The organism is Bradyrhizobium agreste, assembly GCF_016031625.1.
In the GTDB taxonomy this organism is placed as follows: domain Bacteria; phylum Pseudomonadota; class Alphaproteobacteria; order Rhizobiales; family Xanthobacteraceae; genus Bradyrhizobium; species Bradyrhizobium agreste.
Genome location: NZ_JACCHP010000030.1, coordinates 24115 through 50099, shown reverse-complemented (window position 1 = coordinate 50099; position 25985 = coordinate 24115). Strand labels below are relative to the sequence as shown.

At 64.6% G+C, this 25985-nt stretch carries 21 protein-coding genes; 14 read left to right on the top strand and 7 right to left on the bottom strand.

Features of this window, described 5'->3' with window-relative positions:
* Nucleotides 1-24 precede the first annotated feature (24 nt).
* A complete protein-coding gene (locus HZZ13_RS32970; RefSeq protein ID WP_197963611.1) occupies nucleotides 25-987 on the bottom strand; it encodes a lytic transglycosylase domain-containing protein in 963 nt (320 codons plus the stop codon).
* A gap of 177 nt (nucleotides 988-1164) precedes the next feature.
* On the opposite strand from HZZ13_RS32970, the gene HZZ13_RS32965 reads away from it, so the two are divergent.
* Nucleotides 1165-2202, top strand: a complete 1038-nt coding sequence (locus HZZ13_RS32965; RefSeq protein ID WP_376707090.1) for a L,D-transpeptidase family protein — start codon at nucleotides 1165-1167, stop codon at nucleotides 2200-2202.
* Here the strand turns inward: HZZ13_RS32965 and HZZ13_RS32960 are convergent.
* The 3 genes from HZZ13_RS32960 to HZZ13_RS32950 form a co-directional block, all read right to left on the bottom strand.
* Nucleotides 2199-2474 (bottom strand): hypothetical protein, encoded by a 276-nt coding sequence (locus tag HZZ13_RS32960; RefSeq protein ID WP_197963610.1) that lies wholly within the window; start codon nucleotides 2472-2474, stop codon nucleotides 2199-2201. The two genes, HZZ13_RS32965 and HZZ13_RS32960, sit on opposite strands and share 4 nt — an antisense overlap.
* Before the next feature lie 77 nt (nucleotides 2475-2551).
* Nucleotides 2552-3409, bottom strand: a complete 858-nt coding sequence (locus HZZ13_RS32955; protein WP_197963609.1) for a VOC family protein — start codon at nucleotides 3407-3409, stop codon at nucleotides 2552-2554.
* A 135-nt stretch (nucleotides 3410-3544) separates the two neighbouring features.
* Nucleotides 3545-4735 (bottom strand): urate hydroxylase PuuD, encoded by a 1191-nt coding sequence (locus HZZ13_RS32950; protein ID WP_197963627.1) that lies wholly within the window; start codon nucleotides 4733-4735, stop codon nucleotides 3545-3547.
* Nucleotides 4736-4997: 262 nt separating this feature from the next.
* On the opposite strand from HZZ13_RS32950, the gene HZZ13_RS32945 reads away from it, so the two are divergent.
* Nucleotides 4998-6296 carry a PQQ-dependent sugar dehydrogenase gene (locus HZZ13_RS32945; protein ID WP_197963626.1) on the top strand — a complete coding sequence of 433 codons (1299 nt, stop codon included), beginning with the start codon at nucleotides 4998-5000 and terminating at the stop codon, nucleotides 6294-6296.
* A 50-nt stretch (nucleotides 6297-6346) separates the two neighbouring features.
* On the opposite strand, the gene HZZ13_RS32940 is transcribed toward HZZ13_RS32945, so the two are convergent.
* Nucleotides 6347-7147 carry an SDR family NAD(P)-dependent oxidoreductase gene (locus HZZ13_RS32940; RefSeq protein WP_197963608.1) on the bottom strand — a complete coding sequence of 267 codons (801 nt, stop codon included), beginning with the start codon at nucleotides 7145-7147 and terminating at the stop codon, nucleotides 6347-6349.
* A gap of 250 nt (nucleotides 7148-7397) precedes the next feature.
* Here HZZ13_RS32940 and HZZ13_RS32935 point away from each other — a divergent pair, with 250 nt between their 5' ends.
* From HZZ13_RS32935 to cyoD, 4 genes are read left to right on the top strand one after another with little or no spacing between them, the layout of a single operon-like run.
* A complete protein-coding gene (locus HZZ13_RS32935) occupies nucleotides 7398-8231 on the top strand; it encodes a cytochrome ubiquinol oxidase subunit II family protein (RefSeq protein WP_197963607.1) in 834 nt (277 codons plus the stop codon).
* A complete protein-coding gene (gene cyoB / locus HZZ13_RS32930) occupies nucleotides 8221-10221 on the top strand; it encodes a cytochrome o ubiquinol oxidase subunit I (protein WP_197963625.1) in 2001 nt (666 codons plus the stop codon). The genes HZZ13_RS32935 and cyoB overlap by 11 nt, the downstream gene beginning before the upstream one ends.
* Nucleotides 10221-10862: a cytochrome (ubi)quinol oxidase subunit III gene (locus HZZ13_RS32925; protein WP_197963606.1), complete on the top strand. Its 642-nt coding sequence runs from the start codon at nucleotides 10221-10223 to the stop codon at nucleotides 10860-10862. Before cyoB ends, HZZ13_RS32925 begins: the two co-directional genes overlap by 1 nt.
* Nucleotides 10859-11245: a cytochrome o ubiquinol oxidase subunit IV gene (gene cyoD / locus HZZ13_RS32920; RefSeq protein WP_197963605.1), complete on the top strand. Its 387-nt coding sequence runs from the start codon at nucleotides 10859-10861 to the stop codon at nucleotides 11243-11245. Before HZZ13_RS32925 ends, cyoD begins: the two co-directional genes overlap by 4 nt.
* 372 nt (nucleotides 11246-11617) lie before the next feature.
* Here the strand turns inward: cyoD and HZZ13_RS32915 are convergent, their stop codons facing one another.
* On the bottom strand, nucleotides 11618-12406 hold the full coding sequence (locus HZZ13_RS32915) for a thermonuclease family protein (protein ID WP_197963604.1): 789 nt from the start codon (nucleotides 12404-12406) through the stop codon (nucleotides 11618-11620).
* 201 nt (nucleotides 12407-12607) lie between these two features.
* Between HZZ13_RS32915 and HZZ13_RS32910 the strand changes: the two genes are divergently transcribed.
* The 3 genes from HZZ13_RS32910 (at nucleotide 12608) to HZZ13_RS32900 (ending at nucleotide 15987) form a co-directional block, all read left to right on the top strand.
* Nucleotides 12608-14206 carry a GMC family oxidoreductase gene (locus HZZ13_RS32910; protein ID WP_197963603.1) on the top strand — a complete coding sequence of 533 codons (1599 nt, stop codon included), beginning with the start codon at nucleotides 12608-12610 and terminating at the stop codon, nucleotides 14204-14206.
* 220 nt (nucleotides 14207-14426) lie between these two features.
* Nucleotides 14427-14876, top strand: coding sequence for a hypothetical protein (locus tag HZZ13_RS32905; RefSeq protein WP_197963602.1), 450 nt, complete (start codon nucleotides 14427-14429; stop codon nucleotides 14874-14876).
* A 91-nt stretch (nucleotides 14877-14967) separates the two neighbouring features.
* Nucleotides 14968-15987 (top strand): S1C family serine protease, encoded by a 1020-nt coding sequence (locus tag HZZ13_RS32900; RefSeq protein ID WP_197963601.1) that lies wholly within the window; start codon nucleotides 14968-14970, stop codon nucleotides 15985-15987.
* A 54-nt stretch (nucleotides 15988-16041) separates the two neighbouring features.
* Here HZZ13_RS32900 and HZZ13_RS32895 read toward each other — a convergent pair whose 3' ends face one another.
* The gene (locus HZZ13_RS32895) at nucleotides 16042-19599 is read right to left on the bottom strand and encodes an indolepyruvate ferredoxin oxidoreductase family protein (protein ID WP_283817198.1); all 3558 of its coding nucleotides are present in this window, start codon (nucleotides 19597-19599) and stop codon (nucleotides 16042-16044) included.
* A gap of 84 nt (nucleotides 19600-19683) precedes the next feature.
* Here HZZ13_RS32895 and HZZ13_RS32890 point away from each other — a divergent pair, with 84 nt between their 5' ends.
* The 5 genes from HZZ13_RS32890 to HZZ13_RS32870 all read left to right on the top strand — a co-directional run bounded on the left by HZZ13_RS32890 (nucleotide 19684) and on the right by HZZ13_RS32870 (nucleotide 25959).
* Nucleotides 19684-20631 (top strand): hypothetical protein, encoded by a 948-nt coding sequence (locus HZZ13_RS32890; protein WP_197963599.1) that lies wholly within the window; start codon nucleotides 19684-19686, stop codon nucleotides 20629-20631.
* Between the two features lie 305 nt (nucleotides 20632-20936).
* Nucleotides 20937-21629 carry a cysteine hydrolase family protein gene (locus HZZ13_RS32885; RefSeq protein WP_197963598.1) on the top strand — a complete coding sequence of 231 codons (693 nt, stop codon included), beginning with the start codon at nucleotides 20937-20939 and terminating at the stop codon, nucleotides 21627-21629.
* A 10-nt stretch (nucleotides 21630-21639) separates the two neighbouring features.
* Complete coding sequence (locus tag HZZ13_RS32880) at nucleotides 21640-23307, top strand: regulator (RefSeq protein ID WP_197963597.1); 1668 nt, start codon at nucleotides 21640-21642, stop codon at nucleotides 23305-23307.
* Between the two features lie 261 nt (nucleotides 23308-23568).
* Nucleotides 23569-24720, top strand: coding sequence for a fructose-1,6-bisphosphatase (locus HZZ13_RS32875; RefSeq protein ID WP_311972829.1), 1152 nt, complete (start codon nucleotides 23569-23571; stop codon nucleotides 24718-24720).
* Nucleotides 24721-24771: 51 nt separating this feature from the next.
* A complete protein-coding gene (locus HZZ13_RS32870) occupies nucleotides 24772-25959 on the top strand; it encodes a 6-phosphofructokinase (RefSeq protein WP_197963595.1) in 1188 nt (395 codons plus the stop codon).
* The last annotated feature ends 26 nt before the right edge of the window (nucleotides 25960-25985 follow it).

Here is a 25985-nt window from a genome sequence, read left to right as displayed (position 1 = left end):
CGCGCAAGCGAGCGGCTCCGTTTCCTAACCGGACGTCCGTTCACGCGATGCGAGGCGGACGGCGCGCGCCTTCGCGCTCTTACCGGCCGCGCGTGCCGCGATCATGCGGCTTGCCTTGCCGGGGCCCGTGGCATTCTTCCGCAGCAGGGTTGCGAACCGCTTGCGCGCGCGGTTCGTCGTCAGGCGCGCCGCGAGTTGCTCGGCCTTGCGAATGATGCCCGCGACCGAAGGCGTCAGGTTCACCGGAACCCAGGCGACGTCCTTGGCCTTCGAAAGACTGCCGATGCCTTCGCATGGCGCTTCGCGCGGCAGATCGATGCGGATCGCGAGCGCCTCCGACCGTTCAATCCAGTCTTCGGCTTTGGTGCCGGTGATGATCCGGACATAGTCGCGCGTTTCGCGCGGCAGCTCGCTCTCCCTGGCAAGCCATTTCTGGATGCGGCCGGGACCGGCATTGTAGGCGGCGGCAGCAAGGCCGAGATTGCCGAAATCGTCGCGCAGCTTGCGCAGGAATTTCGCCGATGCCGGCAGTGCCTTCATCGGATCGAAGGGATCGTCGAGCCCGACCTCGGCGGCCGTCTCCGGCATGAACTGCGCAACGCCCTGCGCGCCAGCATGGCTGACCTCGTTGGATTTGAAGCGGCTCTCCTGCCAGATCAGGCGTGCGAAGAACGGCACCGGAATGCCGCTGGATTCGGCGGCCTGGCGCAGCGCGTGACAGAACCGTTCGGTCGGCGAGGGCTCCGCCTGCACCCCCGGCTCGACTGCGCGCGGTGGCTCGATCACCTGCTCGTAAGCCGCGTGCGCGTTGGCAAGCTCGATCGCCTGCACGCTGGCGACGAACAGCTCGACCACCGGAACAAGTGGCGAGGCATGATTGTTCTTGAGAACGGTGGTGTCGAAACGTGATGCTTGCCGGGACGCCGACGGATCGAAGTCGCACATCAGAAGCAGAAACGCGGCGCAAGCCGCGACGACAAATCGCATTTGCTGGGACAACCTCGAACTGTGGGATGAACGGCCAGCGATGCGCCGGCGCTAGGAAGTTCTTAACCGTCTGATTGCGGCAAAGCTGCGATCCCGTCGGTTCCTTCGGTGTTACTACGGTGTTCCCGAACAGAAACCTTCCGCGGTCTTGCGGGCCGTTTGCGAGTGGGATGCGCGATGACGATGCGATGGATGCTTGGCGCGGTGATTTCGCTGTGGCTCGCCGGCCCGGCGCTCGCAGGCAATCTCGATCCGGCTGCGGTCAACGAGGCTGCGCGTCCTGCAAAGCCGCCGACCACCGACAAGCTGAATGCAGCCGTGGTGAAGCTTCAGGTGCTGCTCGATCGTGCGCAATTCTCGCCCGGCGAGATCGACGGCAAGTTCGGCGAGAACGCACAGAAGGCGCTCAAGGCCTTCGCGGAGCAGAATGGCATCGCATCCGACAAGGTTCTGGCGCCGGAGCTCTGGGACAAGCTGAGCGCAGCGAGCGAGGGCCCGATTCTCGTCGACTACAAGATCACGGACGCCGATGTGAAAGGGCCTTTCCTGAAGCGATTGCCGAGCAAGCTCGACGACATGAAATCGCTGAAGGCGCTGAGCTACACCAGCCCTCTCGAAGGACTTGCCGAGAAATTCCACATGAGCGCGGACCTGCTCAGGGCGCTCAATCCGGGCAAGGCGTTCGACAAGGCCGGAGAGACGATCGTCGTCAGCAACGTTCCGGCACGGCGCGAGCTGCCGCGTATCGCCAGGCTCGAAATCGACAAGACGAACGGGACCTTGAAAGCCTTCGACGCCAGCGGCGCTCTGCTGGCGTTCTATCCGGCGACAGTCGGCAGTCCGGATCGCCCGACGCCGACCGGAACGCTGAAGGTGACCGGCACCAACGAGCAGCCGACCTACCATTACAATCCCGAGTACAAGTTCAGAAGCGTCAAATCGAACAGGCCGTTCGACATCCAGCCGGGGCCCAACAATCCGGTGGGAGCATACTGGATCGGCCTGTCGGCGCAGGGCTATGGCATCCACGGAACGGCAGAGCCCGACAAGGTCAGCAAGTCAGCGTCGCACGGCTGCATACGCCTCACCAATTGGGACGCGCGTGTGCTCGGCGAAAACGTGAAGCGCGGCACGCCGGTCGTCTTCCTCGATGCGCCGACGGAATCCTCCTCGAGACGCCAGGGTACACCTGCTGCGAAGCGTGCCGCGAACTAGTCCTTGGGAAAATCCTTGCGCATCGCGATCTCCGCCGCGTCGCCCGGCGACAGCACGGTCTGGTCGAAGGCGGCCTGCGGCTTCGTCATGATGTCGTAGAGCGAGATACCCTTGATCGGCTTGCCCATGAGCTCGCGAACGCATTCGGCGAGCGTGCCGTTGTAGACCAGATAGGGCGGACCGCGATCCTTCTGCCGCTCGCCCTTCAGCGACGGCCACTTCTTCAGCTCGGCCGGCGCGTCATAGGCGATCGGCGATCCCTCTTTGAACATGCGTTTGGCCCCGGTGGCTTGGATGGCCGGGAAGCCTACAGCCACCGGGTAAACACCCGTTAAAGAATTGGTTCAAATCAGCCGGCAACGAAGGCGAGCAGGGTGCCGTTGGCCTTGGCCGGCGGCACGCAGATCCCAGCTCCGCTCCGTACGGCGGCCGACCCCAGCGCCCTTTCGGTGGCCGCGAGATCGCCGCTGATCAGCACCAGGGCGGCGCCGCCGCGCTCTGAGAGGCCATTCAGCGGCACGCCCGGATAGCGCTTGGCGAGCTGGTCCAGCGTCAGATAGACGAAGTCGGCGCGATCGCCGCCGGAGGGCACGGTCGCGGCGCCGTCGGCGTCGGTCTTCGCCTCGCGGTCGATCAGGCGGGCGAGATGCGCGGCCTCCTTGGCGGGCTCCGGCGTTGCGATCAGCGTCTGTTTGATCCGCCTGGCTGCGTTGGCGTGCCTCATCAATTCCGGAATCCACACGGTCTCGCGGGTCTTGTGCTGGCAGGCGAAGATGCGCACGCCGCCCGGAGCTTCCGCCGTCGGCCACATGAAGGTGCGGAATTTCGCCGCCGAGATCGTGCCGTCCGGCAGCGTGACGGGGCGTTCGAAATCAGTGGGGCCGATCGGCGTCAGGCCTCGCGCGCGGATCTCCTCGGCGCCGGCGGCGCTATCGATCGCGGTGAAAGCGATGCGCTCGATGCCCTCTCCATGGCGCTCGACGAAGGCGCGGGCCGGCGCGTTGTGCTCGGTCGCCACCAGCACGCCGAGCAGCTCCATGTAATCGGGGTCGAACATGATTGTGTAATTGCCGGTGCCCATATGCGCGCTGTGGGTGCCGCGCGGCGAGACCGTGAAGCCGAGCTGCCTGTAGTTCTCGGCTGCCTTGTCGAGGTCCTTCACCATGACGACGGCGTGGTCGATACCGATGACGTTCTTGAGGGCCACTGTTCTTATCCCCGATTGCAAGCTGACTTTGCGGCGGCCGGCGGCCGCCGGCCATGTCTACGCCGGATAGGCGACGGAGTCATTTTCAATTCGACGGAATTTCATTCCGCGCAATGCATTCTCGTCCGACCCGCCTCAGCGCGCCTGATCAATATAGGCTGCGAGGACGGCGCGCTCCTCGCCGGTCATTTCCGTGACGTTGCCCGGCGGCATCGCATTCGACCAGGCCGCGACCCGCCCGATCAGGCGGATGTTGCGATGGATGTGCTCGGGCGTGTCGAGCAAAATGCCCTTCGGCGCGGCGACGATGCCGGCCCAGACCGGCTCGGCTGCATGGCACATGCTGCAGCGGGACATCACGATCTCCTCGACACTGGCGGCCGTGACCGGCGCCGACAAGGCGCCCGTCTTCACCTCGCGCGGGCCGGCGGCGGAGAGGAGGAGGATCGCAATCACGCCGGCTGCGGCCACGCCCCACACCCACCACGGCGATTGGCGCCCGGCATGACGCTCGTTGAAGAAGTGGCGGATCACCGGCCCCAGCGCCAGGACGATCGCGACGATGACCCAGTTGAAGCGCGTGGCGTAGAGCAGGGGATAGTGGTTGCTGATCATCAGCACGACCACGGGAAGCGTCAGGTAATTGTTGTGGACCGAGCGCTCCTTGCTGGCCTTTCCAAGCTTGGGGTCGGGCGCCTGTCCGGCGATCAGGCTGGCCACGATCTTCTTCTGGTTCGGGATGATCAGCGTGAAGACATTGGCCACCATGATGGTGCCGATGATCGCGCCGATCTGGTTGAAGGCGCCGCGTCCGCTCAGCACATGGGTGAAGGCGTAAGTGAGTGCGACCAGGAACAGATAGCCGCCAATGGCGAAGGGCAGCTCGCGCTGGGCGAGCCCGGTCCGACAGACGGCCTCATAGAGCAGCCACGCCAGCGCGAGGCTGCAGAAGCTGAACAGTCCGGCCTGGAATGGCGTGAGGTCGAGGATCGACTTGTCGACCAGGAACAGGTCGGCCTCGAGATAATACACCACCACCATCAGCGCGAAGCCGGACAGCCAGGTGGTGTAGGCTTCCCATTTGAACCAGGTCAGCTCGTCCGGCATCTGGCTGGGCGCGACCAGGTATTTCATGATCCGGTAGAAGCCGCCGCCATGGACCTGCCAGGCCTCGCCCTGCACGCCGTCCGGCAGGCCGGCTTTCGGTTTCAGGCTGAGGTCGAGGGCGATGAAATAGAAGGAACTGCCGATCCAGGCGATCGCAGCCACCACGTGCAGCCAGCGCAGCAGCAGGCTCGCCCATTCCGATATGACGGATCCCCACATGATCTCCCCATCCGGCGCGACCTGGATGCCGCAGCCTCCATCACCGTAGCCGGCGGTCGCTGCCCTCACAATGTGTCGCACCGTTCAACCGCATTTTCCAGTATGATGGGCTGCGGCTGATGCACATCGTGCGGGCATGAACTGACGTGGGATTCGGCACGTCGCAAACTCGCCGCAGACCTTTTGCGGGTGATCGGCGTTGACACGCGACCCGAGCAAGGCGGAGGGTGACGAATTGAGCGACAGGATAATCTTCGTGGCCATGCTCGCAGCGCTTCTGGCTGCGGCCGGCGCACACGCCGAGCCGATGTTGCAAGGCAAGGACGCCTATGGCGATTGGCGCGCCGACAAGCCCGGCACGGTCAGGCTGATCCGCCCGCAGGATCTGGTCAGGCCCGGCGCCACGCGATCGGTTGCGAGCTCGTCGCGCGTGGTGCCGCGTCCGCCGGAAGCCGAGCTGCAGGTGCCGGCCGGCTTCAAGATCGAGCTGTTCGCCGAAGGCCTGCGCGCGCCGCGCATCATCCGCGTGGCGCCGAATGGCGATGTGTTCGTCGCGGAAACACGCGCCGGCACCGTCCGCGTGTTGCGCGCGGGCGAGGGCGGCAAAGTCGCGGCCAACGAGGTGTTCGCCAGCGGCTTGCGGCAGCCATTCGGCATCGCCTTCTTTCCGAATGGCGACAATCCGCAATGGGTCTACATTGCCAACACCGACAGCGTCGTCCGCTTTCCCTACCAGGGCGGCGATCTCAAGGCACGCGGCAAGGCGGAGACGATTGTCGCGAGCCTGCCGCATGACGGCGGCCATTCCACCCGCGATATCGTCTTCACGCCAGACAACAAGCGTATGCTGGTGTCGGTGGGTTCGCTCAGCAACGTCGCCGAAGGCATGGGCACGCCGCCGGGCGGGATGGAGACGTGGTCGAAGACGCAGCCGCTCGGCGCCACATGGGCCAGCGAGCTCGAGCGCGCCGCGGTGCTGGCCTTCAATCCCGATGGCAAGGAGCGAAAGATCTATGCCACCGGTCTCCGCAACTGCGTCGGCCTCGCGATCCAGCCGCAGACCGGTCTGCCCTGGTGCTCGACCAACGAGCGCGACGGCCTCGGCGACGATCTCGTGCCCGATTACGTCACCAGCGTGAAGGAGGGCGCGTTCTACGGCTGGCCGTGGTTCTATATCGGTGGCAATCAAGACCCGCGCCATGCCGGCGCGCGGCCCGACCTCAAGGACAAGGTGTCGGTGCCTGATGTGCTGATCCAGCCGCACTCGGCCTCCCTCGGCATGACCTTCTACCAGGGCGCGCAGTTTCCGCCCGAATACCAGGGCGACGCCTTCGCCGCCGAGCACGGCTCCTGGAACAGGTCGAAGCGCACCGGCTACAAGGTGATCCGCATCCGGATGAAGGACGGCAAGCCGACGGGCGAGTACGAGGATTTCGTCACGGGGTTCGTCGTGAACGACACGGAGGTGTGGGGACGCCCCGTGGGCGTCGCCGTCGCGAAGGACGGATCGCTGCTGATCTCGGAAGATGGCAACGGCACGATCTGGCGGGTGACGCACTGACTTCATCCTCCCCCTCCAGGGGAGGGGCAGAGCAGCACGCTCGCCGCGACTTACCCCCGTCGCACGCTGGCACCACCATCCACCGGCAGTGTCACACCCGTAATGAAATTCGCTTCATCGCTTGCCAGGAACAGCGCGGCGTTGGCGACGTCCCAGCCGGTGCCCATCTTCCTGCGCAGCGGCACCTTGCTGTCGCGTTCGGCTTCGACCTCGGCGCGGGTCTTGTGCCATTCGCGGGCGCGGGTGTCGACGGCCATCGGCGTGTTCATCAGGCCGGGCAGGATGACGTTGGCGCGGATGCCGTATTCGGCGTTCTGGTAGGCGAGCTGTTCGGTGAAGGCGATCATCGCCGACTTCGTCGCCTTGTACGCGACGTAAGGATAGGTGGTAATCGCCGCCATCGACGAGATGTTGATGATGGCACCGCTTCTCTGCGCGCGCATGATCGGGATCACCTCTTTCGCCGCCAGGATGCAGCTCTTCAGGTTGATGGCGACGACGCGATCGAACGCCTCCTCGGTCAATTGCAGCAGCTCGGCATCGCCACCGGCGAGGCTGACGCCGACATTGTTGTGCAGCACGTCGATACGTCCCCAGCGCGATTGTGCATCCTTAACCATCGCCTTGATGTCGGCCGACTTCGTCACGTCGGCCTTGAAGGCCGCGGCGGTGCCCTGCGCCGCCGTGATCATGGTGACGGTTTCCTGCGCCGACTCCAGATGATGGTCGACGCACAAGACCTTCGCACCTTCGCGCGCAAAGGTCAGCGCGGTGGCGCGGCCGTTGCCCATGCCTTCGCCGGGGCTTTGCCCGGCCCCGACGACGATCGCGACCTTGTCCTTCAAGCGCATCTCAGTTTCACTCCCTGGATCGGATGCTTCTCATTATTTTCGTGCAGATTAGCAATCGGCCCGGCCGGAGAGAAGGCGCGCCTTCTGCGTTCATGTCATTGACATCACATGGAATTGCATGTCGCGCCCGACGCCTTGCCGACGGCTGAGCCTGCGGTTCAGGAACCGATGTCACGCGATCGCGTTTGTTGCGGAGCCTTTCCCGCGCTAGGCTCAGTCCCGGGGCTTCCCAACCGCCAGTGGCTTGCCGATGAATCTGCTCGATCCGCAAGGGCCCGTGGCTGCGGCCAACAGGACCATTTTGGTCGATTCCGTCTTCATCATGCTCGTGATCGTGGTACCGACGATTTTCGCGATTCTGGCTTTTGCGTTCTGGTTTCGCGCTTCGAACCCCAAGGCGCGTTACCAGCCTGAGTTCGTTTATTCCGGCCGCGTCGAAATGGTGGTGTGGTCGATCCCGGCACTTACCGTGATCCTGCTCGGTGGCGTCGCCTGGATCGGCTCGCACCAGCTCGATCCGGCTGCGCCGGTGCCCGGCACCGGCAGCCCGGTGCGGATCCAGGCCGTCTCGCTCGACTGGAAATGGCTCTTCATCTATCCGGACCAGCGCATCGCCACGGTCAACACGCTGACCGTGCCGGCCGGCGCCGAGCTGAATTTCCAGCTGACCTCGTCGAGCGTGATGAACACGTTCTTCATCCCGCAGCTCGGCAGCATGATCTACACCATGAATGGCATGGTGACGAAGCTGAACCTGCGCGCCGACAACGAAGGCAAGCTTCAGGGCCTGTCCGCACACTTTTCCGGTGACGGTTTCCCGGACATGATGTTCGACGTCAACGTGATCTCGCCGCTCGCCTTTCCGGACTGGGTGACGAATACGGCAAAGACGGACGCGGTGCTGAACGAGGACAGCTACAGGAAGCTGATGCAGCAGGGCATCGAGAAGGGCCGGCCTGTTTACCGCCTGGACGATCCCCGGCTGTTCGACCTGATCGCGACCCAGCACATTCCGCCCGGGCCGGGGCCGGAGCTCGCGTCCGAAGCAGGCCGGTCGCACAGTGGAGGCCATGATGCTCGGTAAGCTCGATTGGTCGGCCATCCCGTTCGACCAGCCGATTCCGCTCGTCGCCGGCGCGGTGGTGCTGGTCGCGATCCTCGGCGTGCTGGGCTGGGTCGTCGTGAAGGGACATCTGCCCTATCTCTGGCACGAATGGATCACCAGCGTCGATCACAAGCGGATCGGCGTCATGTACATCCTGCTCGCCTCGGTCATGCTGCTGCGCGGCGGCAGCGACGCCATCATGATGCGGATCCAGCAGGCGGTGGCTTATCAGTCGCAGGGCTATCTGCCGCCGGAGCACTACAATCAGATCTTCTCCGCGCACGGCACCATCATGATCTTCTTCGTGGCGATGCCGTTCGTGATCGGGCTGATGAACCTCGTCGTACCGCTCCAGCTCGGTGTGCGCGACGTCGCCTTCCCGACGCTGAATTCGGTCGGCTTCTGGCTGACCGCGACCGGCGCACTGCTGGTCAACGTCTCGCTTGTGGTCGGCGAGTTCGCGCGTACTGGCTGGCTCGCCTTTCCGCCGCTGTCGGAATTGTCCTACTCGCCAGGTGTCGGCGTCGACTATTACGCCTGGTCGCTGCAGATCTCCGGCGTCGGCACGCTGGTGGCCGGCATCAACCTCGTCACCACCGTGCTGAAGCTGCGCACCAAGGGCATGAATTACCTGCGCATGCCGATGTTCTGCTGGACCACACTGGCCTCGAACCTCCTCATCGTCGCGGCATTCCCGATCCTCACCGCGACGCTCGCGATGCTGCTGCTCGACCGCTATCTCGGCTTCCACTTCTTCACCAACGAGGCCGGCGGCAACGTCATGATGTTCATGAACCTGATCTGGGCCTGGGGCCATCCCGAGGTCTACATCCTCGTGCTGCCGGCCTTCGGCATTTTCTCGGAGGTGGTCTCGACCTTCTCCGGCAAGGCGCTGTTTGGCTACCGCTCCATGGTGCTCGCGACCATGGCGATCTGCGTCATCTCCTTCATGGTCTGGCTGCACCATTTCTTCACGATGGGGGCGGGGCCCGACGTCAACGCCATCTTCGGCATCGCCAGCATGATCATCGCGATACCGACCGGCGTGAAGATCTACAACTGGCTGTTCACGATGTATGGCGGCCGCATCCGCTTTGCGACGCCGATGCTGTGGTCGGTCGGCTTCATGGTCACCTTCATCATCGGCGGACTGACCGGCGTCCTTGTCGCAGTGCCGCCGGCCGACTTCATGCTCCACAACAGCATGTTCCTGGTCGCGCACTTCCACAACGTCATCATCGGCGGCGTGCTGTTCGGTGCCTTCGCCGGCTTCGAATATTGGTTTCCGAAGGCGTTCGGTTTCCGCCTCGACGAGCGCTGGGGCAAGGCTGCGTTCTGGTTCACCTTCACAGGCTTCTACGTCACCTTCATGCCGCTCTATATCGCCGGCATGCTAGGCATGACCAGGCGCATGCAGCACTATGACGTCGCGGCCTGGCGGCCTTGGATGATCATCGCCGCGTTCGGCATGGCCGTGCTGACCATCGGCGTGATCTGCCAGATCATGCAGCTCGTGGTCAGCATCCGTAATCGCGAGGCGCTGCGCGACCGCACCGGCGATCCCTGGGACGGGCGCACGCTGGAATGGGCGACTTCCTCGCCGCCGCCGGTGTTCAATTTCGCCTTCAATCCCGATGTGCGCGGCGAGGACGCCTATTGGGACATGAAGGTCCATGCCAGGCAGCAAGCGTTCGCGCATGAAGAGCCCGAATATCAGGACATCGAGATGCCCCGGAACTCGCCGACCGGCTTCGTCTGCGCGTTCTTTGCCACGATCATGGGCTTCGCGCTGATCTGGCACATCTGGTGGATGGTGATCCTGGGCGGTCTCGGCGCCTTCGCGACCTTCGTCGTGTTCGCCTGGCGCGATCATGACGAATACGTCATTCCAGCCGCGGAGGTCGCCCGCATCGATCGCGTTAATCTCGAGGAGCGACGCAGCCTCGTCAGCATGGCGGGAGCAGTCTGATGGCGATGACCGCGACCGCCGACCACGCCCGTGCCGATCCGCATCACATCGGCGTCGTCATCGAGCATCCCGGCCCCGCGCCGAAGCGGATCGTGACCGCCTACGGCTTCTGGATCTTCCTGCTCTCCGACATCGTGATGTTCTCCTGCTTCTTCGCGGCCTATGCGGTGCTATCAGGCCAGACCGCCGGTGGCCCGAAGGGCGCGGAGATCTTCGAGCAGAGGAACGTGGCGATCGAGACGGTCTGCCTGCTGCTCTCGAGCTTCACCTGCGGCATGGCCAGCATCGCCGCCGACGTGCGCAACCGGTTCTGGTTCTATCTCGGCATGACCGTGACATGCGTGCTCGGGCTCATATTCCTGGCCATCGAGTTCCGCGAATTCGCCGACCTTGTCGCCCGCGGCTACGGCCCGTCGCGCAGCGCGTTCCTGACCGCGTTCTTCTCGCTGGTCGGCTGCCACGGCCTGCATGTTTCTGCCGGCATCCTTTGGCTCCTCACCATGATGGCCCAGGTGTTGGCAAAAGGTTTTCGCGCCGACATCTTGCGCCGGATGATGTGCTTTGCGCTGTTCTGGCATGCGCTCGACATCATCTGGGTCGCAGTATTCTCCGTCGTTTACCTGCTCGGGAGTGCGCCATGAGTGACGAGACGCATCTGACCGCCCACCACGATCTGGCTCCGGGCGAGGAAGAGCAACTCAGCGTCGGCGCAAGGATCCTCGGTTATGTCGTCGGGCTTGCGCTTGCGCTGCTGCTGACGGCGACGTCGTTCTTCATCGCCGGCACGGACCTGGTCTGGCAGCCTTCGATTCCCGTCGCGCTGATCGTGCTCGCGATCGCGCAGATGGGTGTGCACCTGGTGTTCTTCCTGCACATCACCACCGGCCCCGACAACACCAACAACGTGCTGGCGCTTGCCTTCGGACTGCTGATCGTCTTCCTCGTGGTGGGCGGCACGGTCTGGATCATGGCGCACCTGAACGCCAACATGCCGCCGATGGATCAGATCATGATGCGGCAGTAGCGCGCATCGCAGAGAGTGATTCGTGAGCTTGATGCGTTGATCTCGCCACATCGTCATGGCCGGGCTTGACCCGGCCATCCACGCCTTGCTCCACGCACGAAGCACGTGGATGCCCGGGACAAGCCCGGGCATGACGGCCAAATTGGCTTCAACAGGTAGACAAAAAGAAAGAGCCGCTTGTTTGTGACAAGCGGCCCAAGTCTAGGGAGGAAACGCCCGAGCAAGACAATCGGGCCGAAGCCGGATTGCTGCCAAGGAAACGCTCGCGCAAGGCGCTTGCGTACGTTCATAAGTGCAGCAACTCCGGAAAGAGTTCAATTCCGGATCAATACGGTTTCGGAGTACCACTCACGGCTGTGTGAAGGCCCTAGTTCACTTTGGCCGGCGGCAATTGTAGGCCTTGCGGAAACCGGCCGCCTGGGCGTCGTCCTCTGAGCAGAACCAGCGATCCGGTTTCGTGGTGGCGGGATAGCTCGGGCATCCGCGCAGATGGTAGATGCCGATATTGCCGGTGACGCGGGCGCGCACGGCGAGCTTGCCCTTGATGCTGCAGCTGGGGGGCATGGTCAGCTCCTCCGGAAACAGCACGGCGCGGATCTCCTTGTCGCGGTCGGGCCGGCAGGCGGCGCCCAGCAGTGCACCGTCCTTCTTGCCGCTACGGAAATCCTGCGGCGCAACAAAGCAGCCCTTCCAGATCCCGGCCGCCGCCGTTTTGGCCTCGTTGGCGGCGGGCTTGACGTTGGCCTTGATCGGCTCGCGCGCGAGGGCAAAGCCGAGCTTGATCAGCTGCTCGTTCAAGCTGGCCTTGTCGCCTTCGGCCGTGCAGATGGCGCGGTGCCGCTTGCCAAAGCTCTTCTCGGGTCCGACATCGTCGCAGCGCACCGTCCGCTTGTTGATCAGCTTCGCCAGCTGGTCGCGGGCCTCGATCCCGCAGGTCCAGGCATCGGCGTGATCGTCGATGCAGACCTGGTCGAGCTCCGGCGCGTCGACGCCGTCGAGCCGGTAGGTGACGTCGCCGAGCTGGACCGAGTTGCCGTCACGGGCCGTCGCGGCGCCGGTCAGCGCGGAAACAGGTCCGGACGAGGACAAAAGTCCGGACAAGGCGAGAAACGAAACGAGCGCAAAAGCGCGGGCGGCGGCAAAGAATTTCTGGAAGGACATACGGTCTCGCTATCGATGGCTCGTGCGCCCCGTTCCTAGCATCCGGACGTGGCGAGACCAATGGTCTGCGCCTCGCGAAGTGCGACATTCCGGCCCCGCGGCTTTACTCCGCCGTCGCTCTGCCCGTATCGTTCGCCGGCCTTGCGAAGCGCGAAAGGCCGAATCGCCCTTAAGCGGCGAGGGGGGGAGGACAAGGTTGCGATGAAAGAGCCCGTGGATGTCCTGATCATCGGCGCCGGCGCTTCGGGCGCGGCGGTGGCGTGGTCGCTGGCCGAGACCAAGATGCACATCCTCTGCCTGGAGCAGGGCGGCTGGATGAACCCGGCGGAATATCCCAGCACGGGCCGCGACTGGGAGGCCAAGTTCTACGGCGAATGGTCGTCGAGCCCGAACGTCCGTGGCCGGCCCGAGGACTACCCGATCAACGACGACAACTCTCCCATCAAGGTCGTGAACTACAACGCGGTCGGCGGCTCGACGGTGATGTACACCGCGCACTGGCCGCGGCTGCATCCCTCCGATTTCAAGGTGAAGACGCTGGACGGCGTCGCCGACGACTGGCCGATCGATTACGACGCGCTGACCCCGTTCTTCGAAGAGAACGACCGCATGATGGGCACGTCGGGCCTGTCGGGCGATCCGCTCTCGCCGCTGACGCATCCGCCGATGCCGCAGCAGCCGCTCGGGTTGTCCGGCGCCATCATCGCCAAGGCCATGAACCAGCTCGGCTGGCACTGGTGGCCGTCGGACACTACGGTCGCGACGATGGATTACGAGGGCCGGGCGCGCTGCATCAATCTCGGCCATTGCACGCCGGCCTGCGCGCAAGGCGCAAAAGCCTCCACCGACATCACCTATTGGCCGCAGGCGATCCGCGCCGGCGTCGAGCTGCGCACGCATTGCCGGGTGCGCGAGATCACCACCGACGAGAACGGCATGGCCTCGGGCGTGGTCTATTACGACAAGGACGGCATCGAGCAGTTTCAGCCTGCGCATGTCGTCGTCATCGCCTGCAACGGCGTCGGCACGCCGCGGCTGCTGCTCAACTCGGCGTCCGGCCGCTTCCCCAACGGTCTTGCCAACTCGTCCGGCCTCGTCGGCAAGAACCTGATGTTCCATCCCTATGCGCAGATCTACGGCTATGTGAAGGAGCCGACTGACTCTAACCGCGCGCCGCCGACCTGCCTGTGGAGCAAGCAATGGTACGACACCGACCTGTCGCGCGGTTTTGTGCGCGGTTACGGCGTGCAGTTCGTGCGCGGGGCCGGGCCGGTGTTCGAAGCGGTCGTGAGCGAGCAGAAGGGCACTTTGCCCTGGGGCGAGGATCACCACCGCGTCTTCCGCAAGCTCAACGGTCACCGGCTCGGTTTCTCCGCGATCTGCGAGGATCTGCCGGAGGAGCACAATCGCGTCACGCTCGATCCGGAGCTGAAGGACAGTCACGGCATTCCCGCGCCGAAGGTCGACTACACCATCAGCGAGAACAGCCGGAAGATGATGGAACATGCGCTGGCGCGCGGCCGCGAGTTTCTCGAGACGGCCGGCGCGAGCGATATCTGCGTCAACTCTCCGATCCCCTGGGGCGGCTGGCACCTGCTCGGCACCGCGCGCATGGGCACCGACCGCGAGCGCTCCGTCGTCAACGAATGGGGCCGCTCGCACGACGTGAAGAACCTTTTCATCGTCGACGGCAGCATCTTCGTCACCTCGGGCGGCGTGAACCCGACCTCCACCATCCAGGCCCTCGCGCTCTACATCGCCGACCAGATGAAGCAGCGCCTCGCTAATTTGTTCGATTGAGAATGATGCGGATCCAAGAGAGCGGCGATCTCGGTGCACCTCTCCCGCTTGCGGGAGAGGTCGGCGCGTCCGGGCGATGCGAAGCATCGTCCCGCGCGCCGGGTGAGGGCTGCCTCCTCTGGGGGAATCCCTCCGTGGAGACACCCTCTCCCCAACCCTCCCCCGCAGGCGGGGGAGGGAGCGCACTGTCATCGCCGCACGAGCTTTGGAAGTGAACAAAATGTCTGATCAACTCACCCTCACGCCGCGGCAGCGCGATGACCTGCGCACCATCGCGGCGATGATCATTCCTCCGAGCGAGGAATATCGCGTTCCGGGCGCCGACGACGACATCATCCAGGCCGACATCCTCGCAACGCTCGGCCGCGACACCAAACAGGTCGCGGCGGCGCTGGATCATCTGGCCCGGCTGGCCGGCATGCCCTTGGCCGATCTCGAGCCCGCCGCGCGTGACGGCGTTGCGCAGCAGTTCCGCACCTCCGGCGGCGTTGCCGCCGCAACCCTCGTCCGTGTCGTGCTGCAATGCTACTACCGCGACGACCGCGTGCTGGGCTCGCTGGGGCTCGAGTTGCGCGCGCCATTTCCCAAGGGCCATGTGCTTCCGGACGGGGACTGGTCGCTGCTCGATCCGGTCAAGGCAAGAGGCGGCGGGCTGCGGCGGGCGCCCTAGCCATTTGGGCAGTCCGGCCCTGCGCCCCAGGCGGGCCACTTGCGTCGGCGGGCGCAGGCCACCATCTGTGTGAGCCTCAAGGACTCTTGCCATGTTGGACTTCACCTCAGATATCGCCGATGACGCACCGTCATCGCGAACGACTGCGGCTGCCCCGGTCGATGACCGGGCGCTGCTGGACGCCTATTCCAATGCCGTAATCGACGTCACCGACCGGGTCGGGCCCGCGGTCGTGCGGGTCGAGACCGGGCCGAAAGTACCTGATAGACGCGAGCGCGGCGGGCTCGGCTCTGGCATCGTGATCTCGCCGGATGGACTCGTGCTCACCAACAGCCATGTGGTCGGCACATCGAAGGAGATCCGGCTGCGCGACGTCGAAGGCCATGTCGGCGACGCCCAGGTGCTCGGTGTCGATCCCGACACCGACCTTGCGCTCTTGCGCGCCAACGGCGTGCGCGACTTGCCCTATGCCGCGCTCGGCAACTCCAAGAGCCTGCGGCGTGGCCAGCTCGTGATCGCGATCGGCAATCCGCTCGGCTTCGAATCGACCGTGACGGCCGGCGTGGTGTCGGCGCTCGGCCGCTCGATCCGTTCGGTGAGCGGGCGCACCATCGAGGACGTGATCCAGACCGACGCCGCGCTCAATCCCGGCAATTCGGGCGGGCCGCTGGTGTCGTCGCATGCGGAGGTGATCGGCATCAACACCGCCATCATCAATGGCGCGCAAGGAATCTGTTTTGCGGTCGCCAGCAACACCGCGCAATTCGTGCTGTCGGAGATCATCCGCCACGGCTACGTCCGCCGCGCCTATATCGGTGTCGCCGGGCAGACCGCGCCGGTCCCGCGGCGGCACGCGCTGCTGGCCGGCGTCGAGAACAAGATGGGCGCGCTTCTGATGCAGATCGAGCCCGACGGCCCGGCGGCGAAGGCGGGGCTGTTGCCCGGCGACGTCGTGATCCGGCTCGATGGCGTCGAGATCAACGGCGTCGACGATCTGATCCGCGTGCTCGACCGCGACCGGATCGGCCGCCGGCTCGCCATGGACGTGCTGCGGCTCGGCCGCTTGCGGGCGATCGATATCGATCCGATCGAACGCAAGCCTGCGCGTTGAACCGGCATGACAGCGAGTGTGTGGCTGACGGGGAGAGAGGCTGGCGCCTATCGGCTACTCCGCCGCGGCGGCAAAGCGGCTGTTCTCCAGCTCCGCTTCCAGCCGCGCCGTCTCGGCCGCCGCCAGCTTGATGTTGGCCTCCTTGACGTGGCCGAAGCCGCGGATGGTCTCCGGCACGCGCGCGAGGCGTGTCAGCAGCGGGATCTGCTCCGCCGTTAGCCCGGCGATCCGCTGATCTACCATGACCAGATAATCCCCGATCAGCTTGCGCTCGGTCCGGCGCTCCTCGGTGCGGCCGAACGGATCGAATGCGCTGCCGCGCAGGAACTTGAGCCCGGCGAGCAGGCGGAAGGCGTGGATCATCCAGCTGCCGAACTCCTGCTTCTGCAGATGTCCGGTCGCCTTGTCGCGCTTGGCGAAGATCGGCGGCGCCAGGTGATATTTCAGCGTGAAGTCACCATCGAATTTTTCGGACACCTTTTTTGCAAAACTGCCGTCGGTGTAGAGCCGGGCGACCTCATACTCGTCCTTGTAGGACATCAGCTTGAACAGGTTCTTCGCGACCGCTTCGGTGAGCTCGGTTGATCCGGGCGAGGCCGCGCTCTCAGCCTTGCGCACCTTGGTGACGGTTGCGAGGTAGCGGTCGGCGTAGGCCTTATCCTGATAGCCGGTCAAGAACTGCGCGCGCGTCGCGATGATGTCGTCGAGCGATTTCGCCGGCGCGGACGCTCTTGCCTTGAACTGAAGCACGCTGCGCACGCGCGACATGTCGTGGGCAGCAAGGCGGCCCCAGGTGAAGGCGAGCTTGTTCATCTCGATCGCAGCGCCGTTGATCTCGATGGCGCGGAGCAGGGCCTCCAGCGACAACGGGATCGCGCCCTTCTGAAAGGCGAAGCCCAGCATGAAGGGATTGGTCGCGATGGAATCGCCCATCAGCGCCGCAGCAATGCCGGTGGCATCGATGATGTCGAGGTTGTTGTCGCCGATGGCGTCGCGCAGCACGGTCTGCATCGCGCCCATCTCGAAGTCGAGGTCGGGGTTTTGCACGAAGCTCGCGGTCGGCTGCAGATCGGCGTTGATATAGGCCTTGGTCACGCCGCGCTCGGCGCGGCTCAGCGCCGTCGGGCCGGCCGAGACGATCATGTCGCAGCCGAGGATGACGTCGGCGCCGCCCGTGGTGATGCGGACCGCGGAGATGTCCTCCGGCCTCCGTGCGATGCGGACATGGCTCATCACCGCGCCGTTCTTCTGCGACAGGCCGGTGAAGTCGAGCGCCGAGCAGCCGCGGCCATCGACGTGGGCAGCCATGCCGAGCAGGGCACCGATCGTGATGACGCCGGTGCCGCCGATGCCGGTGACCAGGATGTTGTAAGGACCGTCCAGCTCGCGTGCCGGCGGCAGCGGCAAATCGGCAAACAATTGCGCGGAATCCACCGCCGAGGTCTTCATCCGCTTCAGCGAGCCGCCATGGACGGTGACGAAGCTCGGGCAGAAGCCCTCGACGCAGGAAAAGTCCTTGTTGCAGTTCGACTGGTCGATCTGGCGCTTGCGGCCGAACTCGGTCTCCAGCGGCTGCACCGAGACACAGTTGGAGGCCTGCGAGCAATCGCCGCAGCCTTCGCAGACGAGCTCGTTGATGAAGGCGCGCTTGGCAGGATCGGGATAGAGCCCGCGCTTGCGGCGGCGGCGCTTCTCGGCGGCGCAGGTCTGGTCGTAGATGATGACCGTGAGGCCCTTGATGTCGCGCAGCTCGCGCTGCACGGCGTCGAGCTCGCGGCGGTGGTGAATGGTCACGCCTTGCGGAAGGTAATTGCCTTCGGGGTACTTGGCCGGATCGTCGGAGACGATCGCGAGCCGCTTGACGCCCTCGGCCCAGACCTGATGCGCGATCTGGGCGACGTTGAAGGCCCCTTCGGCCGGCTGGCCGCCGGTCATGGCGACCGCGTCGTTGTAGAGGATCTTGTAGGTGATGTTGATGCCGGCGGCGGAGGCGGCGCGTAGCGCCAGCAGGCCGGAATGCGTGTAGGTGCCGTCGCCGAGATTCTGGAAGATGTGATTCTCGGTGGTGAAAGGCGACTGGCCGATCCAGTTCACGCCCTCGCCGCCCATATGCGAGATCAAATCGGTGCGGCGGGTCGGCATGCTCAGCGCCATGCCGTGGCAGCCGATGCCGGCCATGGCGCGGCTGCCCTCGGGCACGCGGGTCGAGGTGTTGTGCGGGCAGCCCGAGCAGAAGAACGGCGTGCGCGCGAGCTTGATCGGCGTGCTGGTCGTGACCGGGTTGTCGAAGGCCTCGAGCCGTGCGAGGCGCTGTTCCAGCACGGGACTGTGATGGCCGAGCTTGCGCAAGCGCGCCACCAGCGCGCCAGCGACGATGGTCGGCGTCAGCTCGCCCTCGCTCGGCAACAGCGGCGCGCCGCGCTCGTCGCGCTTGCCGGTGACTGTCGGGCGCTTGGAGGCCTCGACGTTGTAGAGGATGCGCATCAGCTGGTCTTCGATAAAGCCGCGCTTCTCCTCGACCACCAGCACGTCCTGAAGGCCTTCCGCGAAACGTTTGGCGCCGCTTTCCTCCAGCGGCCAGGTCAGCGCGACCTTGTAGATGCGCAAGCCCAGATCCTGCGCATCTTTGTCGGTGATGCCGAGATCGGCGAGTGCCTGACGCAGATCGAGATAGGCCTTGCCGGTGGCGACGATGCCGAGCCGCGCGGGCTTGGAATCCAGCACGATGCGGTCGAGCTGGTTGGCGCGGGCGAACGCCTGCACGGCCGCCATCTTCGGTCCGAACAGGCGCTTCTCCGCCTCCAGCGGCGGATCGGGCCAGCGGATGTTGAGGCCACCGGGCGGCATCTCGAAATCATCGGGCAGTTTGATCTGGATGCGCTCGGGATCGCTGTAGATGGACGCCGAGCTCTCGACGGTTTCGCTGATCGCCTTGAAGCCGACCCAGCAGCCGGAGAAGCGCGACAGCCCAAAGCCGTAGAGGCCGAGGTCGAGATAGTCCTGAAGCGTGGCAGGATTGATCACGGGAATCAGTGCTGCCGCGAACACCTGCTCGCTTTGATGCGCCAAGGTCGAGGACTGGCAGCCATGGTCGTCGCCGGCGAGCGCCAGCACGCCGCCGTTGCGCGAGGTGCCGGCGGCATTGGCATGCTTGAGTGCGTCGACCGAGCGATCGACGCCCGGGCCCTTGCCGTACCAGATACCGAACACGCCATCGACCTTGGCGCCGGGAAACAGGCCGACCTGCTGGCTGCCCCAGACGGCGGTTGCCGCCAGATCCTCGTTCAGTCCGGGGACGAAAGCGATGTCGTGCTGCTGAAGGTGCGACTTCGCGCGCCACAACGCGTGGTCGTACATGCCGAGCGGGGAACCGCGATAGCCCGAGATGAAGCCGCCGGTTTTGAGGCCCTGGAGCCGGTCGCGTTCGCGCTGCAACATGGGCAGGCGGACCAGGGCCTGCGTGCCGGACAGGAAGATCCGCTTCGATTCGAGCCGGTATTTGTCGTCCAGCTCGACCTGCAACAGCGTCATTTCGGAAGTCCTCGTCTCTTGGTCGGCGTTGAGGTTTGCGCTGCGGGAGGGAGTGCGGCTGCGCGAAGCGGATTGTGACAGTCAAAAGTATGCGTTGGCGAAGTCAATATCGCTGGCCGCATCCGTGGCGCTCCTGCTAGTCATGGCTTGCACGCGGAGGAAAACATGAGGGCGTTCGAGACCGAGATCACTCAGACCGGAGGCGCCTTGGTCGGGCCGTGGCGCCAGCCACGTCAGATGCTGCAGGCGCAGACCTACGACGCGCACGCCTCGATCCATGACGATGCCACCGCGCAGAAGCTCGGCTTCAAGGGCGGGACGATCGAGGGCCCGACGCATTTCAGCCAGTTCGCTCCGCTCGGCGAACGGCTGTGGGGGCGCGCCTGGTTCGAGACAGGCTGTCTTTCCGCACATTACCGCAGCGTTTGCTACGAGGGCGAGGAGGTGCAGGCGATCCTGTCGAAACCCTTGCCCGCTACGCGCCAGTGCCAGATCCAGATGGTCAAGCGCGACGGCACCGAGGTGCTGCGCGGCACGGCATCGGTCGGGGATTCGCCGGTTGCGACGGCGCTCGAGGCGCGCCTCGGCGAGCTCAAGCCGCTCACGGATCCCGTGATCTTGCGCGATGTGAAGGTGGCGCAGACCGGCAAGCGCCAATTGGTGCGCATGGCGTTCGACCAGAATATGGGCGACCTCTATCCGTTCTCGCTGCGGCAGAAGCTTGCGGTCATCACCGAGAGCTCGCCGTACTATTCGGGCGCGGACAATCCGTGGGGCAAGCCCATCATTCCGATGGAGATGCTGAGCGTGCTGTTCCAGTACCGCTCCAAGGACGATCCGCTGCCGGTCAAGGGGCCGGCCGTCGGCCTGTTCGCCGACCAGGAGATCCGCCTGCTGAAGGGGCCGCTCTTCGAGGGCGAGGAGTATGAGGTCGAGCGTGAAGTGGTCGCGCTCTCGGGCAGCCGCCGCACCGAAAGCGCCTGGGTCAAGACGCGCGTGTTCGACAAGTCGGGCACGATGGTCGCAACCATGCTGCTCAACGCGGCAACGCTGAAGGAGTCCTACGCGCCCTACGAGGAGGAGTATCGGCGGCTGTATGAGGCAGGGCGGTAGCCTCTTCTCGTCATTCCGGGGCGCGCGTAGCGCGAACCCGGAATCCATTTCACCGCACGGACTGCTGCCCGATGGATTCCGGGCTCGACGCTTACGCGTCGCCCCGGAATGACGGCGGAGGCCGCTCATCCCTTGGGCAGATGCACGTCGCGAAGCCGTCGCACAGGGAATGAGCAGACGCCAATCGCCGGCGTAACCTTCTGACCAGACGAAGAATTCCCTCGCCTCCCGCGCGCCATCGCAATTGTACACAATGGCACGGCGCTTGCAGAACTCCCGGCCAGGAGAGTTCTCGCGGGGCCGTCATGTTGAACTCAGCCAAGCCGAGCGTCGTTAGCGCCGAGCCCGAGCCGATCACGCTCGACTGGCCCGCCACCGCGCTCCTGATCATCGACATGCAGCGGGATTTCATGGAGCCCGGCGGTTTCGGCGAGACGCTGGGCAATGACGTCAGCCAGCTCGCGCGGGCGGTGAAGCCGATCGGCGCGGTGCTGACGGCCGCGCGCGACAGCGGCATGCTGGTCATTCACACGCGCGAGGGGCATTTGCCCGATCTCTCGGACGCGCCGCCGGCGAAGATCGAGCGCGGTACGCCGAGCCTTCGCATCGGCGATCCCGGTCCGATGGGGCGCATCCTCATTCGCGGCGAGGCCGGCCACGACATCGTCCCCGAGCTCTATCCGCTCGACAGTGAAATCGTGATCGACAAGCCCGGCAAGGGCGCGTTCTACGCCACCGAGCTCGGCGAGGTCCTTGAGAAATACGGCATCGAGAATTTGCTCGTGTGCGGCGTCACCACCGAGGTGTGCGTCAACACCACCGTGCGCGAAGCCAATGACCGCGGCTATCGCTGCGTGGTCATCTCCGACGGCTGCGCGTCCTACTTCCCCGAGTTTCACGAGATGGGCCTGAAGATGATCAAGGCCCAGGGCGGCATCTTCGGCTGGGTCGCGGATTCAGCCGCAGTTCTGGAGGCAATGAGGGTTTCGACCACATAGGGGTATTATCATGAGCACATTGACGGGGTCGGCCGGCAGTTCTGATCTGAACAAGTCCGGGTTCAAGCCGGCGCTATGGACATCGGGCGACTGGAACGCGCTTTTCGGCTTCGGCACCAACATCCTCGTCAACATGCTGGTGCTCACGGGCCTGTTGCGCTTCGTGCTGAAGATGCCCGACAGCCTCGTGTTCGGCCGCATCCTGCCCGCGCTGGGGCTGATGATGTGCCTGTCCACCTTCTATTACGCCTATCTGGCCTATCGCCTCGCCCAAAAGACCGGCCGCAACGACGTCTGCGCGCTGCCGTCGGGCGTCAGCGTGCCGCACATGTTCATCGTCACCTTCGTGATCATGCTGCCGATCACGCTCAAGACCGGCGATCCGCTCAAGGGCTGGTCGGCGGGTCTCGTCTGGGTGTTCTTCCAGAGCTTCATCCTGATGATCGGCGGCTTCATTGCCCCATTCATTCGAAAAATCACGCCGCGCGCGGCGCTGCTCGGCACGCTCGCCGGTGTCTCCGTTACCTTCATCTCGATGCGGCCGGCGCTGGAAATGTACATGACGCCGCAGATTGGCTTGATCTGCTTCGCCATCATCCTGGTGAGCTGGTTCGGCGGCGTGAAATACTGGCGCGGCATTCCCGCGGGGCTCGTCGCCATCGCGGCCGGCATGATCATCGCCTGGGGCTCGAACCTGTTCGGGCTCGGGCTCGGCGGCTTGAGCCTCAAAGGCGTCGGCGCGGCCTTCGCGAACTTCGGCTTCTCGGTGCCGATCCCGGCGTTTGGCTACGTCTTCTCCGGTTTCGAGTTCCTCGGCATCATTCTCGTCACCGCTATTCCGTTCGGCATCTACGATCTCGTCGAGGCCATGGACAATGTCGAGAGCGCGGAAGCGGCCGGCGACGACTATCCGACCACGCGCGTGCTCACCGCCGACGGCGTCGTCAGCCTGATCGGCTGCCTGATGGGCAATCCCTTCATCAACGCCGTCTATATCGGCCATCCCGGATGGAAGTCGATGGGGGGCCGGATCGGTTATTCGGCGGCGACCGGCATCATGGTGATCGTGCTGTCCTGGTTCGGCATCATCTCGGTGCTGCTGGCGCTGGTGCCCGTGGTCGCGATCTCGCCGATCCTGCTCTATATCGGCATGCTGATCGGCGCGCAGGCGTTCCAGACCACGCCGGTCAAGCATGCGCCCGCGATCGTGCTGGCGCTGACCCCGCATCTGGCCGCGTGGGCCAAGCTCCAGATCGACACCATGCTGGCCTCGACCATGACGGCGGCGGCGACCGTCGGCGGCATGGCGACCGACAAGGCCGACGCGGTCAAGACAGCTGCGGTTGCGGCACTGCCGCAGCAAGGCGTGTTCTATCACGGCCTCGAGGTGATGGGCGGCGGCTCCATCCTCGGCGGCCTCATCCTCGGCGCCATGGGCGTCTTCATCATCGAGCGCGACTTCGAGAAAGCATCGAGCTTTGCGCTGGTCGGAGCAGTGCTGACCTATTTCGGCTTCATGCATGGCGAAGCCGTCGGCATCGGCGGCGGCTTCGGCGTCACGCCGGCGGTCGCGCTCGCCTACGCCGCGATGGCCGCCGGCCTGTTCGCGGCCAGCAAGCTCGGCACCGCCGAACACTACGCCGCGCATCCGGAGATGCACGCCGCGCCGGCGGAGTAGGCCAAATAGCAAATAGAAGCGGCCGGGGCGGCGAGGAGTTGCCCGGCCGTTTCCTTTTGGTCCTGCACGCTTCGGCGACTCGGCCGAGCCGGCCAATCCACGCACGGGACAGCCTGCGCCGGCACGAGTCCGGGCATTTCCGGCATAGCCGCATCTTTGGAACCTAACGCGGCACCAGACGTTCTTTTCCGCGAATGAGCAGCGCCGTCGCCCGGCGCAGCAAGCGCTGAGGCGAGGCGCGAAGCTGTGCTGGCGGGAGGGATGTTCATGAGACTCACTCTTTCGGTCATTAAGGCTGACGTTGGCTCTGTCGGCGGGCATACGAAACCGTCTGCACCCATGATGGCGACTGTCATGGGCGAAGCCGCGAAGGCGGTCGACAAGGGGCTTCTGATCGACAGTTTCGTCTGCCACACCGGCGACGACATTGCGATCATCATGACGCATACAAGGGGCGAAGGGAGCTCCGAGGTCCATCAATTTGCATGGAAGGCGTTTCTCGCGGCGACGTCGGTCGCGAAAACTTCCGGGCTCTATGGCGCCGGCCAGGATCTTCTCGTCGACGCGCCTTCCGGTAACGTTCGCGGCGCCGGACCGGCCGTCGCGGAACTCAGCTTCGACCACAGCCTCTCGGGCTCGAGGCCCGCGGAGTCCTTCATGGTGTTCGCCGCCGACAAATGTGGCCCCGGCGCGTACAACCTGCCGCTCTACCTCGCCTTCGCCGATCCCATGTATTGCGCCGGGCTGATGCTGCCCCCGATGATCAAGGGGTTCCGTTTCCATGTCATCGACATGGACCACACGGCTGGCGACAGCGTCATCGAACTCGACGCACCGGCGGACGGCTACCATATTGCGGCGCTCCTTCGCGACAATGAGCGCTTTGGGATCGATCGCATCGTTTCTCGAACATATGGCGAGGTTGTCGTCGCTGTTTCGGCGCAGCGTCTTCACTCGATCGCAGGCAAGTACACCGGCAAGGACGATCCGGTCGCGATCGTCAGGAACCAGGGGATTTTCCCGGCGCCCGAAGAAATCGTCTCGCCGTTCGCCAAGGCGCACTTCGTGGGCGGCGATGCGCGGGGCTCGCACGTGATGCCGCTCATGCCGGTGCCACTTAACACACCGGTGACAGGCATGTACTGCCTGCCGATCGTCTCCTGTGCCGGCTTTTCGATCGACAAGGACGGCCGCTTTTCCGATGCCTTCACCGATTTCTTCGACAACCCAGCGTGGGACGAAGTCCGCCGGCGAGCCCAGAGCAAGGCAATCGAGATGCGCAGCCAAGGTTGGTCCGGCGCTGCGATGCTGCCTTATTCCGAGCTGGAGTATGGTGGCTTCCGCGACACCGTGTCTGCACTGCAGAAGCGTTTTCGGCTGCGCGAGGAACAAAAGCCGGAAGCGGCGGAGTAAGGAACGCCACGCTGTGCAATGAGTGCGACATGCTAACGCTGGGAGGTCGGCTTGGCGAGAAAACGTATCGGCATTCTCACGGGCGGCGGCGACGTCTCGGGCCTCAACGCGGTCATTAAGAGCGTGACTTATCGCGGGAGTGAGAACGACATCGAGGTTGTCGGTCTCCGCCGAGGTTGGGAGGCTCTCACGCACCTGAACCTCGAGGATACCGCCAGCAGGTCCCACTATCTCGTGCCGCTGAATCGTGAAAACACTCGCACCATCGATCGACGCGGCGGCACAGTGCTGCACACGAGCCGCACCAATCCGTCCAAAATACAAAAGCTGCCCGATCATCTCGTCGGCAGCGACCTTCCGGCTGCCACGAGTACCAAGGGCGCCGTTGCGACCAAGACGTGGGACCTCACCAGCCAGGTGCTGGCAAACCTCTCGGGGCTCGGCATCGAACACCTGATCGCCATCGGCGGCGATGACACGCTCAGTTATGCGGCCAAGCTCAATGAGCTCGGCGTCAAGATCATCGCCATTCCAAAGACCATGGACAACGACGTCCGCAACACCGAGTATTGCGTCGGCTTCTCGACCGCGATTACCCGCGCCAGCGATGCCATCCAGCGGCAGCGCACCACCGTCGGGTCGCACGAGCGAATTGGCATTTTTCGCGTCTTTGGCCGCGATGCGGGATTTACCGCGCTCTACACCGCGTACGCGACCTCGATACGTTGCGTCATCCCGGAGTACAAGATCAATCTCGACAAACTGATCGAGTTGCTGATCGAGGAGAAGCGTGCCAACCCAAGCAATTACGCGCTTGTCTTGCTCAGCGAGGGCGCCGAGTGGGAGGGCTACAAGCCGCAGGAATATGGCGAGCCTGACCCCTACGGTCATCGCAAGAAGGCCAACGTGGCTGATGTGCTTGCCGATGAGATCAAGCAGCGAGCCGGCGAGCAGACGATGACCTCTGACCTCACCTACGACCTGCGGTCGGGCGATCCGGACTTCATCGATAAGCTTGTTGCCCTGACTTTCGGTAACATGGCGTTCGATGCCATCCTGGAAGGCAAGACCGGCCTCATGTCGGCGCTGGTGGAAGGCCGCTACGACCTCGTGCCCATCCCTGACGTCAGCCTCGGGCCGCGCAAATTGGACGTCGCCAGCACGTACAACACTGAGCGCTACCGTCCCATCTACGCCAACAAGCGGGGGCTGCCGATCTTTCTCAACCGCGCGTCGTAGGGTTCAGGATGAGAGGCTGAGGGCGG